General features: G+C 52.7%; 17 protein-coding genes and 2 tRNA genes. 7 read left to right on the top strand and 12 right to left on the bottom strand.

Annotated elements, in window-relative coordinates:
* Positions 1-65 precede the first annotated feature (65 nt).
* From E7747_RS03585 to E7747_RS03575, 3 genes are all read left to right on the top strand, one after another.
* Positions 66-704 (top strand): DedA family protein, encoded by a 639-nt coding sequence (locus tag E7747_RS03585; protein ID WP_136417015.1) that lies wholly within the window; start codon positions 66-68, stop codon positions 702-704.
* A 62-nt stretch (positions 705-766) separates the two neighbouring features.
* On the top strand, positions 767-1,420 hold the full coding sequence (rpe, locus tag E7747_RS03580; protein ID WP_136414155.1) for a ribulose-phosphate 3-epimerase: 654 nt from the start codon (positions 767-769) through the stop codon (positions 1,418-1,420).
* Positions 1,417-2,649, top strand: a complete 1,233-nt coding sequence (locus E7747_RS03575) for an S-adenosylmethionine:tRNA ribosyltransferase-isomerase (RefSeq protein ID WP_123614028.1) — start codon at positions 1,417-1,419, stop codon at positions 2,647-2,649. Before rpe ends, E7747_RS03575 begins: the two co-directional genes overlap by 4 nt.
* Before the next feature lie 81 nt (positions 2,650-2,730).
* On the opposite strand, the gene E7747_RS03570 is transcribed toward E7747_RS03575, so the two are convergent.
* From E7747_RS03570 to E7747_RS03520, 11 genes are all read right to left on the bottom strand, one after another.
* Complete coding sequence (locus tag E7747_RS03570; protein WP_136414153.1) at positions 2,731-3,384, bottom strand: hypothetical protein; 654 nt, start codon at positions 3,382-3,384, stop codon at positions 2,731-2,733.
* Between the two features lie 21 nt (positions 3,385-3,405).
* Positions 3,406-4,446, bottom strand: coding sequence for an MBL fold metallo-hydrolase (locus E7747_RS03565; protein WP_136414151.1), 1,041 nt, complete (start codon positions 4,444-4,446; stop codon positions 3,406-3,408).
* Between the two features lie 84 nt (positions 4,447-4,530).
* A complete protein-coding gene (locus E7747_RS03560; protein ID WP_370275933.1) occupies positions 4,531-5,286 on the bottom strand; it encodes an SAM-dependent methyltransferase in 756 nt (251 codons plus the stop codon).
* A complete protein-coding gene (gene sufB, locus E7747_RS03555; RefSeq protein ID WP_123614202.1) occupies positions 5,286-6,758 on the bottom strand; it encodes a Fe-S cluster assembly protein SufB in 1,473 nt (490 codons plus the stop codon). The genes E7747_RS03560 and sufB overlap by 1 nt, the downstream gene beginning before the upstream one ends.
* Before the next feature lie 8 nt (positions 6,759-6,766).
* A complete protein-coding gene (locus E7747_RS03550) occupies positions 6,767-7,369 on the bottom strand; it encodes a CvpA family protein (RefSeq protein WP_123614031.1) in 603 nt (200 codons plus the stop codon).
* 290 nt (positions 7,370-7,659) lie between these two features.
* Positions 7,660-8,622 (bottom strand): methionyl-tRNA formyltransferase, encoded by a 963-nt coding sequence (gene fmt / locus E7747_RS03545; protein WP_136414149.1) that lies wholly within the window; start codon positions 8,620-8,622, stop codon positions 7,660-7,662.
* Positions 8,623-8,716: 94 nt separating this feature from the next.
* On the bottom strand, positions 8,717-10,093 hold the full coding sequence (locus tag E7747_RS03540) for a TrpB-like pyridoxal phosphate-dependent enzyme (protein WP_136414148.1): 1,377 nt from the start codon (positions 10,091-10,093) through the stop codon (positions 8,717-8,719).
* Positions 10,094-10,470: 377 nt separating this feature from the next.
* The gene (locus E7747_RS03535) at positions 10,471-10,935 is read right to left on the bottom strand and encodes a hypothetical protein (RefSeq protein WP_136414146.1); all 465 of its coding nucleotides are present in this window, start codon (positions 10,933-10,935) and stop codon (positions 10,471-10,473) included.
* 87 nt (positions 10,936-11,022) lie between these two features.
* Positions 11,023-11,106 (bottom strand) — tRNA-Leu (locus tag E7747_RS03530).
* Between the two features lie 105 nt (positions 11,107-11,211).
* The gene (locus tag E7747_RS03525) at positions 11,212-11,418 is read right to left on the bottom strand and encodes a hypothetical protein (RefSeq protein ID WP_136414144.1); all 207 of its coding nucleotides are present in this window, start codon (positions 11,416-11,418) and stop codon (positions 11,212-11,214) included.
* A 36-nt stretch (positions 11,419-11,454) separates the two neighbouring features.
* A tRNA-Arg gene (locus tag E7747_RS03520) sits at positions 11,455-11,526 on the bottom strand.
* Positions 11,527-11,659: 133 nt separating this feature from the next.
* Between E7747_RS03520 and ung the strand changes: the two genes are divergently transcribed.
* Genes ung through E7747_RS03500 form a run of 4 tightly spaced genes read left to right on the top strand, consistent with a single transcriptional unit; the run spans position 11,660 to position 14,694 of the window.
* Positions 11,660-12,349 (top strand): uracil-DNA glycosylase, encoded by a 690-nt coding sequence (ung, locus tag E7747_RS03515; RefSeq protein ID WP_136414142.1) that lies wholly within the window; start codon positions 11,660-11,662, stop codon positions 12,347-12,349.
* A gap of 31 nt (positions 12,350-12,380) precedes the next feature.
* Positions 12,381-12,779: a C-GCAxxG-C-C family protein gene (locus E7747_RS03510; protein WP_123614037.1), complete on the top strand. Its 399-nt coding sequence runs from the start codon at positions 12,381-12,383 to the stop codon at positions 12,777-12,779.
* A complete protein-coding gene (locus tag E7747_RS03505) occupies positions 12,769-14,040 on the top strand; it encodes a type IX secretion system plug protein (protein WP_136414140.1) in 1,272 nt (423 codons plus the stop codon). Before E7747_RS03510 ends, E7747_RS03505 begins: the two co-directional genes overlap by 11 nt.
* Before the next feature lie 51 nt (positions 14,041-14,091).
* Positions 14,092-14,694, top strand: a complete 603-nt coding sequence (locus E7747_RS03500) for a DUF3109 family protein (protein ID WP_136414138.1) — start codon at positions 14,092-14,094, stop codon at positions 14,692-14,694.
* Positions 14,695-14,883: 189 nt separating this feature from the next.
* Here the strand turns inward: E7747_RS03500 and gdhA are convergent, their stop codons facing one another.
* Complete coding sequence (gene gdhA, locus E7747_RS03495) at positions 14,884-16,221, bottom strand: NADP-specific glutamate dehydrogenase (RefSeq protein WP_136414136.1); 1,338 nt, start codon at positions 16,219-16,221, stop codon at positions 14,884-14,886.
* Positions 16,222-16,371: the final 150 nt, after the last annotated feature.

Here is a 16,371-nt window from a genome sequence, read left to right as displayed (position 1 = left end):
ATATAATTGTTTAGAAAATGTTTGATTTACTCCCTCTTCTGGCAATCTTTGATCCTGCCGGAATCATGGCGAAGTTTCTGGTCGCCGACCCGACGACTGTCTATCTTCTTGTGCTCGGATTTATGATTGTCGAGAGCTCATTCATCCCATTCCCCTCGGAAGTCATAGTTCCTCCGGCTGCATATCTCGCATGCACCAAAGGGGATGTCGATATCTTTGCCGTTGTCGGTCTTGCGACTGTCGGTGCGATTATCGGTGCGCTCATCAACTACTATCTTTCCGTGTGGATCGGACGTCCGATTGTCTATAAGTTTGCCAACAGCCGTTTCGGTCATGCCTGTCTGATAGATGAAGCCAAGGTGCGCCATGCCGAGGAATATTTCGACAAACACGGGGCGGCCTCGACCTTTATCGGCCGTCTGATTCCCGCAGTGCGTCAGCTGATTTCAATCCCGGCCGGACTCGCCCGTATGAATGTCGGTAAGTTCATAATCTTCACAGGGCTTGGAGCGCTTACATGGAATGTTGTGCTTGGCGCTCTCGGCTACTGGCTCGGGAAAATGGTTCCGCAGGACCAGCTCTATGCTAAAGTCGAGGAATATAACGACTACCTTACATATATAGGTCTCGGCATCGGTATCATCTGCGTAGGTGTCATCCTGTGGAATGCCTTTAAGCCCAGCAAACAGACTCCGACAGTCTGATTTCTCTTCCTTCTACCAGCTTCTTCCTATTAATTAATCTATAGTGCACATCAAGAGTTGATATGATACAAGTAGCTCCTTCTCTTCTTTCAGCGGATTTCGCCCGTCTCGGCGAAGCTGTCAGCATGGTCAACACGAGTCGTGCGTCCATGATACACATTGATGTGATGGATGGAATGTTTGTTCCCAACATCACTATCGGTTTCCCGGTCATCAAGGCGATAAGTACCATTGCCGAGAAGCCGCTGGATGTCCACATGATGGTGGCCGAGCCGGGTCGTTATGTCGACCGGGTGCGTGACGCCGGTGCTGAGATAATGAATGTGCACTGGGAGGCATGCACTCATCTCGACCGTGTAATCCACACGATCCGTGATGCCGGCATGCGTCCGGCCGTTACTCTTAATCCGGCCACACCGGTCATGTTCCTGCGCGATATAATCCGTGAACTTGACATGGTGCTTCTCATGAGCGTGAACCCGGGCTTCGGCGGTCAGAGCTTCATCCCAAACACTCTCCGTAAGGTGCGCGAGCTGCGTGCTCTTATCGAGGAGACAGGCTCGGAAACTGTCATCGAGATTGACGGTGGTGTCAACCTCTCCACAGCGCCCGCCCTCATTGAAGCCGGGGCTGACGTGCTGGTTGCCGGAAGCTATGTGTTTGGCGCTGACAATCCCCATAAGGCTATAGCCGACCTTATAGAACTTGATGTATGAATATCCGCGACATACGAATAGATAAATTCGATTATCCTCTTCCCGACGAACGCATTGCCAAGCATCCGCTTGCCGTGCGTGATGCCTGTCTGTTGCTCGTAAAGGATGGCGACGGCAATGTGTCGACCCGCATTTTCAGCGAGTTGCCTGAGCTGCTGCCTGCTGACTCAATGCTGGTCTATAACAATACCCGCGTAATCAACGCACGTCTGCGCTTCCGTAAGGGTGAGGCTTCGGACGGTGCGTTGATTGAGATTTTCTGTCTCGAACCGTCAGTTCCCGCTGACTACGCCTGTAGCTTTGCATCGACCGGGCGCTGTTCGTGGACATGTTTTGTCGGCAACTCCAAGCGTTGGAAAAACGAACCTCTGCGCATGCCTCTCGTGATTGACGGTGAGGGGCTGACTCTCATGGCCACCCGTATCGCGCGCGAAGGCAACACGTCGGTCGTCGAGTTTTCATGGGACAATGAGGCAGTCACATTCTCGCGCATCATCTCGGCCGTAGGCGAGATTCCGATTCCTCCCTATCTCAACCGTTCGACCGAGGAGAGTGACTCGCGCGACTATCAGACTGTGTTCTCTCATATCGACGGGTCGGTCGCCGCTCCGACGGCCGGACTGCATTTCACGCCTGAGGTGCTTTCCGGCATAGACCGTCGCGGGATTCCTCGCCGTGAGCTGACGCTCCATGTCGGCGCAGGGACGTTTCAGCCGGTGAAATCCGATGTCATAGGCGAACATGACATGCACAGCGAGTTCATAGCTGTCGGCCGAGAGCTGATTGCCGAGCTTGCCGAAACCTCACGTCGGGTGATTGCCGTCGGGACGACTTCGGTACGCACTCTTGAAAGTCTCTATCATCTCGGATGCCGTCTCGCGAAAGGATTGCCGGCAGATGTGCTTCCGCAGTGGTATCCATACGATACCTCCCATCCCCAACTGTCGGTATCTGACGCGATGAAGGCCATATTGAAGCATCTTGATGAAACAGGTGAGTCTGTCTTTGTCGCTTCGACTCGATTGATGATAGCCCCGGGCTATCGGTACAAGGTGGTCAAAGGAATGGTGACAAACTTCCATCAGCCGCGTTCCACGCTCTTGCTTCTCGTCTCGGCATTCCTGCAAGGCAGTCCCGGCAGTCCTGATTGGCGTTCGATCTATGATTATGCCCTTGACGACCAGCGTTTCCGCTTTCTGTCATACGGCGACGCGTGTCTGTTTCTGTAAAAGATACCTGTTGTTAAAAAACGATGTGGCAGCTGTTGAAAAGTCCAACAGCTGCCACGTCGTTTTTTCTGTTTCTGTCTGTTAAGCGTTATCCTTGTTCTTATTGCGCATTATGCTGTCGACAAGTCTGTCGTAGTGGTCAAGGACTTCGGGCGACATGGTTTCGTTTACCAGACGGCGTGCGGTCTCGACCAAAAGGTGTGATGATGGAGTCCGTAGATATTTTTCATCAAGTCCCCATCGTCCGAGCCTCCAGCGGTCAAGTGCGTCGGCATCCTTGAATATCGCATAGAGTTTTTCGACCCGTTCATGATTTTCCGGGAATGCTTTGCGGATGGCTTCGATTCCGACTTTGTCATCGAGGTCGTGATAGCGCATCAGATAGGCTGCTTCGGGATGAAATGTGATATCGCAGTCCGGTTTCCGGCAGAAATCCTTATAGTAGACCGATGCGCGTGCACCGTGACCAGTGTCCAGATATTCATCAAGCCGGCGGGTGTCATGAAACACCGCTGCATGTGCGAGTATCTCAAGTGCCTCGGAGTCCTGTCCGCCCATCTCGCGGTTACCCATGTAGAGCGCGTGGAACAACACCCGTTCGCAATGGCCTTTTGCATGCAGAGGGCTGTCGGGCATGTTGAATTCCACGTTGTTGTAGAGAAACTGTCCCCATTCGGAGAATAATCGCGGGATGTCGCCCGGGAGAGATTTGTAAAATTCGGCAGGTGTTATCATAGTGTGGAGGATGGTTATGGTCTAAAGCTCCAAGGGATAGAGAGGAGAGGCTTCAAAGCGAGGCAGGGCGGCGAGGTGGATGCGTGGCTCGGGCGCGTCTGCGTCATTGAGACAGTTGAATCCGTTGCCGAAATATCTGACACCGGCGGCCGTGAGCGCCCTCTCAACCGCGTCGATAGCCTTGTGTGGAGTGTTGTTGTCGAGAGATAGATGACAGAGGAACACATTGCGCAGTTGTGGCGTGTAGATGTCGGCGAGAAAACTGGCTGTCACCCGGTTGTCGAGATGTCCGTTGGCTGCCTCGATGCGGGCTTTAAGATATTCGGGGTAGCGGCCTTCGCGTAGCATCTGGAAATCATAGTTGGCCTCGATGACGATGTGTGTTGCTTGGCGCATGTAGTGGTTCACACGTTCGCTGATGCAGCCGAGGTCGGTCGCGATGGCAAAGCGGATGTCGCCGTGGGTGATGAAATAGCCTGAATTGTCTGCTCCGTCGTGCATCACTTCAAACGCCGTAATCTCGAAATTGCCTATACGGAACGGGAATTCCTTGTAGATAGGAGCGTGATAGTCCTTGATACGTCGCGACACATTGTGGCGGCGCAGGATGCCGTTGAGTGTCTTTGGCGTGCAGTAGACCCGAAGATGACGGTAGCGTCGCAAAAGGCCGTAGACATCGCGGATGTGGTCGCCATGATCATGCGTGAGGCATATCCCTTTGACCCTGTCCATCGAGATGCCGTTGCGGCGAAGGCTTTCGATTACTTTTGCTATTTCCACGCCGGCGTCGATTAGAAATCCGTTCTGGCTGTCTCCGATATAGGAACAGTTGCCGGAACTTCCGCTTCCGAAGCTCATGAAATATACCTTTTCATTGGCAGCCAAGGGCGGAAGTTCGTCAATCACACCTGCCGATTGTTGTTCACGCCTGATTTCCCGCGTTATTTCCTCCATCTTTTTGTCGGGAATAATGCGGAAATCTCCGTTTTCGATAGTATTGTCGTCAAACGGATCGAAAAGGCCCGGCATGCGTCTGCCTGTTATTTTGCGTGATTTAGCCAATGAGTAGTATATGGGTGTTATGTGGTTGTGGTATTCTTTGTTTCGGATAGTCTGACATCCGACAGTCTGAATCTGATAAGCCCTCTACGAATTCAGCAGGAATATCGTCGGAATCTTGTCGTAGTCATACTTCCGCTTTGCCCATTTTGACAGCGGTAGAGTCACGATGCTCTGCTGCGGGCCGGTGATGTCGGATGCGACACAGAGTTTAAGCCCCGGTGGCAGGGTTGAGGCAAGCTCGGCGATGAGGCGGTTGTTGCGATAGGGAGTCTCGATGAAAATCTGCGTCTGTCCCTCCCGGCGTATCCGTTGTTCGAGTTCGCGCAGTCGTGCCGTGCGGGCTTTGGATTCGTGTGGCAGGTATCCGACAAAGGCGAAACTCTGTCCGTTGAAACCTGAGCCCATAAGCGAGAGAATAATGCTTGATGGACCGACGAGTGGTATTGTCTCGTAGCCTTTCGTCTGGGCTATTGCCACAAGGTCGGCACCCGGATCGGCGATAGCCGGACAGCCGGCTTCGGAAATTACACCGACGGGATGGCCTTCGGCAATGGGACTGAGCATGGCGGGTATTTCTTCCGGCCGTGTATGCTCGTCGAGCACGGTGAAACTCAGTGTGTCGATGTCGATGTTGCGGTCACAGCGCTTGAGGAAACGTCTGACAGTGCGGACGTTTTCAACTACGAAGTGCCTTATGCCACGGATTATCGTGATATTGCCGTCGGGGATTACGTCGCTCACCGGCGCATCGCTCATGGTCGAGGGTATGAGATAGAGCGCCGGGCGGATTTGCCGGGTGTTGTCTGTGGCTTTGATATCGGTCGTTTGCTTTTCAGTCATCATCCGACAGAGCCTTCAAGTGTTATCTGGAGCAGGTTCTGTGCCTCGACTGCAAACTCCATCGGAAGTTTGTTCATTACTTCCTTCGCATAGCCGTTGACAATAAGCGCTATAGCTTCCTCGGTCGGTATTCCTCGCTGATTGCAGTAGAAGAGCTGGTCTTCTGATATTTTTGAAGTCGTGGCCTCGTGTTCGACAATGGCTGTGTCGTTGAGCACGTCGATGTAGGGGAAGGTGTGCGCGCCACATTTGCTGCCCATCAGCAGTGAGTCGCATTGAGTGTAGTTTCGGCATCCGTCGGCATCCTTGGCCACTTTGACCAGACCTCTGTAGGAGTTCTGTGAATGACCTGCTGAGATACCCTTCGAAACGATGGTCGAGGTGGAATTTTTGCCGATATGTATCATTTTTGTGCCGGTGTCGGCCTGCTGATAGTTCTTTGTGACTGCCACGGAGTAAAATTCGCCGCGTGAGTAATCGCCTTTGAGCACACACGAGGGATATTTCCATGTGATTGCCGAACCTGTCTCTACCTGAGTCCACGAAAGTTTCGAGTGGTCGCCACGGCAGAGTCCGCGTTTGGTCACAAAGTTGTAGATACCTCCGCGACCTTCTGCATCGCCTGCATACCAGTTCTGTACGGTTGAGTATTTCACTTCCGCACGGTCTTCCACCACGATTTCGACGATAGCGGCATGGAGCTGGTTTTCGTCGCGCATCGGTGCGGTGCAGCCTTCGAGGTAGCTCACGTAGGCATCGTCGTCGGCCACAATCAGGGTGCGTTCAAACTGGCCTGTTCCAGCCGCGTTGATGCGGAAATAGGTCGAAAGCTCCATCGGGCAGCGTACTCCTTTGGGAATGTAGACAAACGATCCGTCGGAGAACACGGCCGAGTTGAGGGCAGCGAAAAAGTTGTCGCGGTAGCTGACCACTGAACCGAGATATTTTTTTACGAGGTCGGGATAGTCCTTGACCGCTTCGGAAATAGAGCAGAATATAATGCCCTTCTCCGCGAGTTTCTCGCGGTGGGTGGTCTTGACGCTCACCGAGTCCATCACGGCATCGACGGCCATACCTGCGAGAGCCTTCTGTTCCTGCAGCGGTATGCCGAGGCGGTTGAAGGTGTCGAGCAGCTGCGGGTCTACTTCATCGAGGCTTTCAGGCCCTCTGGCCTTTGAGCGCGGTTCGGCATAGTAGCTGATAGCCTGATAGTCGATGGGCGGGATGTTGAGGTGTGCCCAGTCAGGCATCTTCAGGGTCTCCCAATAGCGGAACGCTTTCAGACGGAAGTCGAGAAGCCATTCCGGCTCACCTTTTTTTGCCGATATGAGACGGACAACTTCCTCGTTGAGTCCGACGGGAATGATGTCGGTGTCGATGTCGGAAGTGAACCCGTATTTATATTCATCAGATGTCGCGCTTTTGATGAGCTTCTCGCTCTCGTTGGCGTTATTCTTATCTTTTGTTTCCATTTGATTCATTATTCGCAATATACAACTTGGGAGACCGTTTTTGTGTCGGGAATCCGTTGGGAGTCCGTCTCCTTGTCATTATTTTCAGGGAGCTTTCCGTCATCCTGCCTGTCATTGACAGGATTGATTGCGTCGAGCACCCACGGGGCAAAGCCGATGACGGCTTCCACGGCCTTTCCGTCTGCCAGCCGCGATTGTGCGAGCAACGATGTCTGCGGAAAGACTACGATGTAGAGATTGAGCAGCAGACTGACGAGCAGTCCGTATTTCGCGACCGAGAAAGCCGCCCCAGCGATATGGTCGAGCGGAGCAAGCAGCACCACGTGAGTCAGTGTGTGGAGCAGCCGTGAGACAAGGATGACCGCATAGTAGGCCACCATGTAGATAACCGCGTTGGAGATTATCGAGACTGCGTATTTTGAAAATCCGGAATCCCACTCGGGTCTCTGGCCGAAGAGAATGTCCTCGACAGTCGCGCCGAACATGCGGCAGGCTATGATGGCGACGATTATGGCTGCGACTGATCCGATCTGCGTGATGATGCCTTTACGGAAACCGAGCCACGCTGTCAGAATGAAGATTAGAAGTAGGATTATGTCGATAGCTGCCATGAAAAATCGGTTTGTTTTTTTGACTCTTTCCTTATAGTCCCTTTCGGGAAAAGGATATTCGATGCAAATTTAACAAATTATTCCCGAACTCAGTTGAAAAGATAGTTATAAAAATAAAACCGCACGCCGGAGCATGCGGTCTGATTGGATGCCGTTTCACAATATTTGTTAATGATTGTCTGTGGCAATGGCAATTTTTTACGCTCTATTGTCTTTGGTTGACTGTTGATATGTGCAATGGGAAGATTAACAGATGATTAGTAGCGGAGACTGATAATGTCTGACTAAGCTTAGATGAATTTAGGGTTGGCGAGGCGCGAGCCGCGGAGGAAGTCGGCCACAGGCATGCGGCGTTTTCCCGGCGCTTGGAGGCTCAGGATTTCGATACGGCGTCCGTCGCCGCATCCGGCGGTCAGGCTGTCGCCTTCGATGATTATTTCTCCCGGAGTGGCCGACGGGGTGTCGGTGACGCGTGTCTCGAAAATCTTGACTGCTCCAAGTTCAGTGTCACCGTCGACCAATGTCGCCCATGCGGCGGGGTAGGGCGACAGTCCGCGCACGAGGTTATGGATGGTCTCGGCCGGGGCTGTCCAGTCGATTTTGCATGTCTCCTTGAAAATCTTCGGTGCAGGAGTGGCTTCCGTTTCGCCGAGAAGTCTGTCCTGTGGGGTTGTGGTGAGTGTCCCGGCAATGATGTCGTCGATGGTCTTGATGGTAAGGTCTGCGCCGAGCATCATGAGGCGGTCGTGCACATCGCCCACATTGTCGGTCGGAAGGATTTCGACACGTTCCTGTGCGATGATGTCGCCGGTGTCTATTTCATGCTTGAGGAAGAAAGTCGTGACCCCGGTCTCCGTGTCTCCGTTGATGACAGCCCAGTTGATCGGGGCTGCGCCACGGTAGCGCGGGAGCAGCGAAGCGTGGAGATTGAATGTGCCGAGGCGCGGCATAGTCCATACCACTTCAGGAAGCATGCGGAAGGCGATGACGATAAACAGGTCGGCGTTGAGCGAACGTAGTTCATCGACAAACTCGGGGTCTTTAAGCTTGACCGGCTGCATGAGATGGAGTCCGCGGGCTTCTGCAAACTCCTTGACGGGCGAATGATACATTTTGTGTCCGCGTCCCGCCGGTTTGTCAGGCATTGTCACCACGCCTGCGACGTTGTATCCGCCGTCGACGATGCGCCGGAGGCTTTCGACTGCAAAATCAGGAGTGCCGAGAAATACGATTCTGAGGTCTTCTTTGGTCATCTGTATGTCGGATTATATAGGTAACTTAAACAGAAAGTATAGTTCAGGCGCAGGGATGAGGTTCGTGGCCCTCAGACCCTGCGCCGTGGGAGTGTCAGGCTTCAACTGTGTCAGACTTGGCAAAGTTGGCGTCGATTTCCTCGTCGGTGACCGAATAGTTCACAAGGTCGCCGGAGAGATATTTGTCATACGAGGCCATGTCGACGAGTCCGTGGCCCGAAAGGTTGAAAAGTATCACCTTTTTTTCGCCCGGCTTGAGTTTCTTGACTTCACGGATGGTGGCTGCGATCGCATGGCATGATTCCGGTGCGGGTATGATGCCTTCGGCACGTGCGAACAGACAGCCTGCTTCAAACGATTCGAGCTGTTCGATGTCAACCGCTTCCATAAGGCCGTCTTTCAGCAGCTGGCTGACAATAACGCCTGCGCCATGATAGCGGAGACCGCCTGCATGGATGTTGGCGGGTGAGAATTTGTGGCCGAGCGAATACATGGGCAGCAGCGGAGTGTAGCCGGCCTCGTCGCCGAAGTCGTAGCAGAATTTGCCCTTTGTCAGCTTGGGGCACGATGACGGTTCGGCTGCTATGAAGCGGGTGTGGCTTTTGCCTTCCTCTCCGGCAATCTTGTGGCGCATGAAGGGGAAGGAGATGCCTCCGAAGTTCGAGCCTCCGCCGAAACATGCGATTACCATGTCGGGATATTCTCCGGCCATCTCCATCTGTTTTTCAGCTTCGAGACCAATTACGGTCTGGTGGAGTGTCACATGGCTTAGCACGGATCCGAGCGCATATTTGCAGTCGGGTGTGGTGCGGGCAAGCTCGACAGCCTCTGATATGGCTGTTCCGAGCGAGCCCTGATAGTTTGGGTTGACGGTGAGAATGTCTTTTCCGGCGCGGGTTGACATTGAGGGCGACGGTGTCACCTGTGCGCCGTAGGTCTGCATGATGCTGCGGCGGTATGGCTTCTGTTCGTATGAAATTTTTACCTGATAGACCGCCGCGTCGAGTCCGAAGAGCGATGCCGCATAGGAGAGCGACGCGCCCCACTGTCCGGCACCTGTCTCTGTGGTGACGTTTTTGACACCTTCCTTCTTGCAGTAGTAGGCTTGCGGGATGGCTGAATTGAGCTTGTGGGAGCCCATCGGCGATACACTCTCGTTCTTGAAATATATGTGTGCCGATGTGCCGAGTGCCTTTTCAAGTCCATAGGCACGGACAAGCGGAGTAGAGCGGTAATATTTGTACATATCCCTAACCTCCTCCGGTATCTGAATCCAGCGGTCGGTGGTGTTGAGTTCCTGATCGCAGCATTCGCGGGCAAAAATCGGATAGAGGTCTTCGGCCTTCATCGGTTCGCGGGTCTGCGGGTTGAGCGGCGGGAGGGGTTTGACAGGCATGTCAGCCTGAATGTTGTACCATGCGCGGGGGATTTCTTCCTCGTCAAGGAAGTATCTTTTTCTTTTTTCTGACATAAATAATAGTAAACTGGGGTTATTAAGATGCAAATTTACTGTTTTATGGTCAGAAAAACACATTGCTTACGGATTTTTTAGCTTTCATTGCAGATTCACCACATGTGTGACAAAATTTTTGAGGTAACTAAAAAAAGCAATCGCCATGTTGACGGCGATTGCGGAGGGGTGTGTCATAGGCTTATAGCTAAATGTAAAGAATAGAATCACAAAGTAAACCGAGGTTTGATGATTAAATTTTGTCGTGTTAATAGTCTGTCGCTAATGTTAAAATTAGATGCAATATGAAGTGTCAAAGTTAAATGTATGAATTTATGTCGTAAAGATAAATATTTTATTTTAAAAAACATAAAATTTCGACGATAAAATCATTAAAATCAGCGTCTTAGGGAATAGCCTAAACCGAATTTAGGGAAATCCCCAAGGCGCTGTGGATATTTTGCAGACAGCTTTGGTTGATGGAATTTTAAGGTCGCTAAGTTCACGGTCGATGTCGGAACGGCGCACGGAGTCGAGCGAATTGAAGGCGTTGAGCATGCGGTCGTATCGGCCAGCTCCTCCGCAAGACGGAGCGCCCTGCGGGCGAAGTCGAGGGCTTCGGCGACATGGCCTGTTTCTACGCAGGCGATTGTCAGCATGTCGGCAAACAGCGAGTCGCTTACGGCGACGGCACGGGTAAAGTCGCCCTCAGCGCCGGGTGTGGCCACGAGCATGTAGACTCTCTCCTCGTCGTCGGAGGGAATTGTCTGTTGTGGTTTGCTGTTCTTAATGCAACTGACGGCTACTATCGAAGTGACGATTACAATAAACGCCGTGACATGACGGAGAATCAAATGACGCATAGGAGTGTATATCAGATACTAAAAAATATCCGCAGGTGGTGTGCAGTCCTTTATGGACGGATACATTCACTTGCGGATATTTGTCTGTGCTCGAAGCGGGACTCGAACCCGCACGGTCGCAATGACCAAAGGATTTTAAGTCCTTCGTGTCTACCATTCCACCATTCGAGCATCCTTAATGATTATGGATGATGTAAACAAGAGGCGTGGCCTTTGATGGCGCAAAGTTAAATCTTTTTTGCCATATCTCCAAACCGATTTTATCACCCTCGGGGCTTATTCAAGGCCGATGGATTCGATTTGCTGCATTATCAGGTAGAGAAAGAGGCATGTGCATATCAGGCAGTAGCGTTTGCTTAGGGATTTGTATTCGGCCTTCACCCCGTCATAGTCGGTAGCCTCGGGAGCTGCGGGCCGGAAATATCCCTTGACTGAGAATATCAGGCTGACAGAAAATAGAATTAGCAGTATCCAGTGTCTCATAACTTTCGCTTGATTGCGGCTTTTGTGGAAATGTTGTATTCCCGTAGGGAGTCGAACCCTAATCGTCGGAACCGGAATCCGATATTCTATCCATTGAACTACGGGAACAAATCGAGATGAACGCTCCGGCGAGGCGGCTTCTTGACCGCTTACGATGTGCCGGAGTGCTTTCACCGGATTGTGGGATGCAAAATTAGTGATTTTTTTGTATTTTTGCAAAGAACAAATCAAAATTTGACTAATGGACGTTAGAATTGACTCTTCGTGGAAAAAAGCGCTCGCCGACGAGTGGGATAAGGACTACTTCCGTCATCTGACCGCCTTTGTGCGTGACCGCTATGCTCGTCAGACGGTTTTCCCGCCGGCCGGCAAGATTTTCGCAGCCTTCGACTCTTGTCCTTTTGACGAGGTGAAGGTGGTGATTCTCGGTCAAGACCCTTATCCGGGCTATGGTCAGGCCAACGGATTGAGTTTTTCGGTCAATCCGGGTGTCGATCTGCCGCGTTCGTTGCGCAACATCTACAAGGAGCTTGAAGATGACCTCGGCTGTCGGGCTCCGCTGTCGGGCGATCTGAGCTGCTGGGCGCGTCAGGGCGTGTTGCTCCTGAACGCGACTCTTACGGTCGACGCGGGCGCGCCGGCCTCGCATCAGAATCAGGGATGGGAGACATTCACCGACGCTGCGATCCGCAAGCTTGCCTCGGAGCGCGACAATCTTGTGTTTATCCTCTGGGGGGCATACGCGCAGCGCAAGGGTGAGTTCATCGACCGCTCGCGCCACTGTGTCATAACGTCGCCGCATCCGTCGCCGCTCAGCGCCTCGCGTGGATTTTTCGGAAGCAAGCCTTTCTCAAGGGCCAATGCCTATCTCGTGTCGAAAGGAATCACCCCGGTTGACTGGTGTTGTGTTGACGGATGTCAGAACTTATAAAATCAAACTGTAAAAAATTTTTTTCGGAATCATGAAATATACATTGGAACAACGAAAGGAACTTGCGCGCCGTCTGCGCGGCGAAGGCCGTAACTGCTGTCAGTGTGTCGCGATGGCTTTCGACGATATGACCGACGTGGATGCCGAAGTGCTCGCCCGCATTTCGTCGGGATTCGGAAGCGGAATCGGCGGCAAGGGCGAGGTATGCGGTGTGATGACTGGTGCGGCAATGGTGTGCGGACTCGTCTACGACAAGCTTGAGCGTCCGGCGCTCTACGCCAAGGTGAGGCAGCCGCTCGACATGTTTGAGGAGCTTAACGGATCTTATGTCTGTCAGGAGCTGAAACGTCCCGGACGCAAGCCCTGCATCGATCTGATAACTGACGGAGTCGAGATGCTCCACCGGCAGTTTGAGGCCGATGGCTTTTAGTCGCTGTCTGGCCGCGTTGTGTCTGCTCTGGCTTTTTGTTGCCGGCAGAGCAGAGGTGACTGACACGTCGCAGGCCATATTCGACCCGGCTTTCCGTTCGCTGAAGGTGACGCTTGACGCCAATGAGTTCGCTCCCCCGGTGATTACACTCGGTGACCCGCTGAGCCGGCTGACGGTGAGTTTCGATGAGCTTGGCGACGAACGGCGGTTCATGCGCTACGAACTGATCCACTGCGATGCGTTCTGGCAGCCGGAAGGACTGGTGGCTTCGGAGTTTCTCGACGGCTTCAACGAAGGTGAGGTTGAGGACTATGAGTTCTCGCGGGCGACACTCGTCCACTACGTGCACTATTCCATTACAATTCCCAACCGCGAGATACGCATCACCGAGACCGGCAACTATCTGCTGCGCGTATACGACGAAAGCAATCCTGACGAAACTTTGCTTCAGGCCCGCTTCGGGGTGTCGGACTTTTCGGCAGGGGTCTATGCTGGGGTGACATCGCTGACCGACATAGACACAAACCGGAATCATCAGCAACTCGGGCTGACCGTGGATCTGCAACATGCCGCAGGGATTGACGATCCGTTCAACGACCTCCGGATTGTTGTCAGTCAGAACGGTCGAGCCGATAATGAGGTGGTGCTGACCGCTCCGCAGCGTGTGCTCGGCGACAGGGTGATCTACGAGCATCTGCGTCCCCTGATTTTCAAGGCTGGAAACGAGTATCGCCGTTTCGAGACGGTCTCAACATCATATCCGGGCATGGGCGTGGAGAATATCAGCGCCGATACGCCTATATATAATATGTGGCTTTACACGGACAGTCCGCGTGGCGCGATTCCGTATAGCTACGACAGCACCCAGCACGGACGTTTTTTTGTCCGCGAGTCATCGTCGTCGCGTTCAGACACTGAAGCGGACTATGTGATGGTCCACTTCGGACTTGAGATGCCGGAAATCGCCGGGGCTGACGTGTTTCTCGACGGTGATTTTGTCCAGCGGCGGTTCGACCCTGTGTCGCGCATGGTCTACAACCGGGCGACGGGACGCTATGAAAATTCGATGATGCTGAAACAGGGGGCATACAACTATCAGTATCTCACCGTCCCGTCGGGGAGTCTGCAAGGCGAGACCGCCCCTGTCGAGGGTGACTTTTATCAGACTGTCAACGAATACACGGTCAGGGTCTATTACCGTCCGCGCGGAGGCCGTTTCGACCGGCTGATCGGCGTGGGCATGATTGTGTCGGGAAATTGAACAAGAGGATAAACCAACAAAACCATAATGGAAGAAACAGAGGAAGAAATTATGTTACAGATACAGGATACATTGGTGTCGCTTGACCTCGCGGAAGTGTTTTTTTGCTGCGACCTTGAAAAGTGTAAGGGCGAATGCTGCATCGAGGGCGATGCGGGTGCGCCGATCACTGAGGAGGAACGCGATGAAATCGACCGTCTGATTCCGCAGTTTGAGGACAAGCTGCTTCCATCGGCCAAGGAGCGGATGGCGGAAGAGGGGACGAGCTATCTCGATCCCGACGGTGATCTGGTCACACAGATTGTCGACGGACGCAACTGTATCTATACCTGCTATGCTCCCGGAGGGCTGTGTCAGTGTGCCATAGAGTGTGCGTATAACGAGGGTAAGACCGGCGCGTTCCGCAAACCGGCCTCCTGTGCGCTCTATCCCGTGAGACTGACGAAATATCCTTCGTTTACGGCTGTCAACTATCACAAGTGGAAGATATGCAAGCCGGCCGAACAGCTTGGACGCAAGCTCGGGGTGAGGCTCTATCAGTTTCTCGAAGGGCCGTTGACCGCACATTTCGGCAAGGAGTGGTATGATGAGCTTAAACTCGCCTGCGAAGCCTATCTGGAAGAATACGGAGAGGATATCAGGCATCAGAAATGACAGATTGATAGAGAAGAGGGATACAGAAATTCAGAAATAACAAAAATAACAGATTTTTATTTTAGTCATTCGGGTAAACTGAAAATGTCATCCCGGCAGACGAGAATAAAAATCTGTTATTTTTGTTATTTCTGAATTTCTGTACCTAAGAATTCTAAGTAATTTCCTAAGTATTTTTCAGCGTGGAAATCAGATGATGCCCTGACCGATCATGGCGTTGGCAACCTTCATGAAGCCGGCGATGTTTGCGCCCTTCATGTAGTTGATATATCCGTCGGGCTCTGTGCCGTGTTTCACGCACTGAGTGTGGATATTCTTCATGATTTCATGGAGGCGGCGGTCAACTTCTTCGGCGCTCCACTGGAGGTGTTCGGCGTTCTGGCTCATTTCGAGACCTGAGGTAGCCACACCGCCTGCATTCACGGCCTTGCCGGGAGCGTATGTGGTCTTCGATGCGAGGAAGGTATCGATCGCTTCGGGTGTGCAGCCCATGTTTGAAACTTCGGCCACGAGTTCAACACCGTTTGCAACGAGTTTCTTTGCGTCTTCGCCGTCGACTTCGTTCTGTGTCGCGCAGGGGAGGGCGATGTCGACTTTCTGTCCCCAAGGCTTCTGTCCGGGGAAGAACTGGGCGTTGGGATATTTCTCGGCGTAGGGGGCTACGATGTCTTCGCCGGTAGCGCGGAGATAGAGCATGTAGTCAATCTTGTCGCCTGAGATTCCGTCGGGGTCGTAGATATATCCGTCAGGGCCGGAGATTGTCACCACTTTCGCGCCGAGTTCGGTAGCCTTGAGGGTAGCGCCCCAAGCCACGTTGCCGAAGCCGGAAACAGCGACTGTCTTGCCCTTGATGTCGTCTTTTTTCTCTGCGAGCATGCTCTGCACGAAGTAGAGCGCGCCGAAACCGGTAGCTTCGGGGCGGATGAGCGAGCCGCCGAAGTCAAGACCCTTGCCGGTGAATGTGCCGGTGCATTCGTTGACGAGCTTCTTGTACATGCCGTACATGTAGCCTACTTCACGTCCGCCTACACCTATGTCGCCTGCGGGCACGTCGCGGTCAGGTCCGAGGTTCTTCCAGAGGCAGAGGATGAATGCCTGACAGAAACGCATGATTTCAGCGTCGCTCTTGCCGCGTGGCGAGAAGTCGCTGCCGCCCTTTGCTCCGCCCATCGGGAGAGTGGTGAGTGCGTTTTTGAAAGTCTGCTCGAAGCCGAGGAATTTAAGAATCGAGAGGTTGACCGATGCGTGGAAACGGATGCCGCCTTTGTACGGGCCGATAGCGTTGTTGAACTGCACGCGGTAGCCGATGTTGTTCTGCACTTCGCCCTTGTCGTCGACCCAAGTCACGCGGAATGTGACGATGCGGTCAGGCTCGACCATGCGCTCGATGATTTTTGCTTTTTCAAATTCAGGATGCTGGTTGTAGACGTCCTCTACGCAGATGAGGACTTCCTTGACTGCCTGAAGATACTCCTTTTCACCCGGATGCTTGGCTTCCAGGTTGTTGAGAATGGTGTTAATATCCATGATAGAAGAAATTAATTGAAAAGGTATGTATTGATGATTTGGTTAACGGTGCAAATGTAATAATTATTATTGCTGTCCGATAAAACTCAAATAGCGCAATAAAGTATGGCTCGAACGCTGATTTTACGGTGTTCGAGTCTTCTTTTTTAC

The organism is Duncaniella dubosii, from assembly GCF_004803915.1.
Taxonomy (GTDB): domain Bacteria; phylum Bacteroidota; class Bacteroidia; order Bacteroidales; family Muribaculaceae; genus Duncaniella; species Duncaniella dubosii.
The sequence above is the reverse complement of the archived record's forward strand: the minus strand, read 5'-3'. Positions and strand labels throughout refer to the sequence as shown.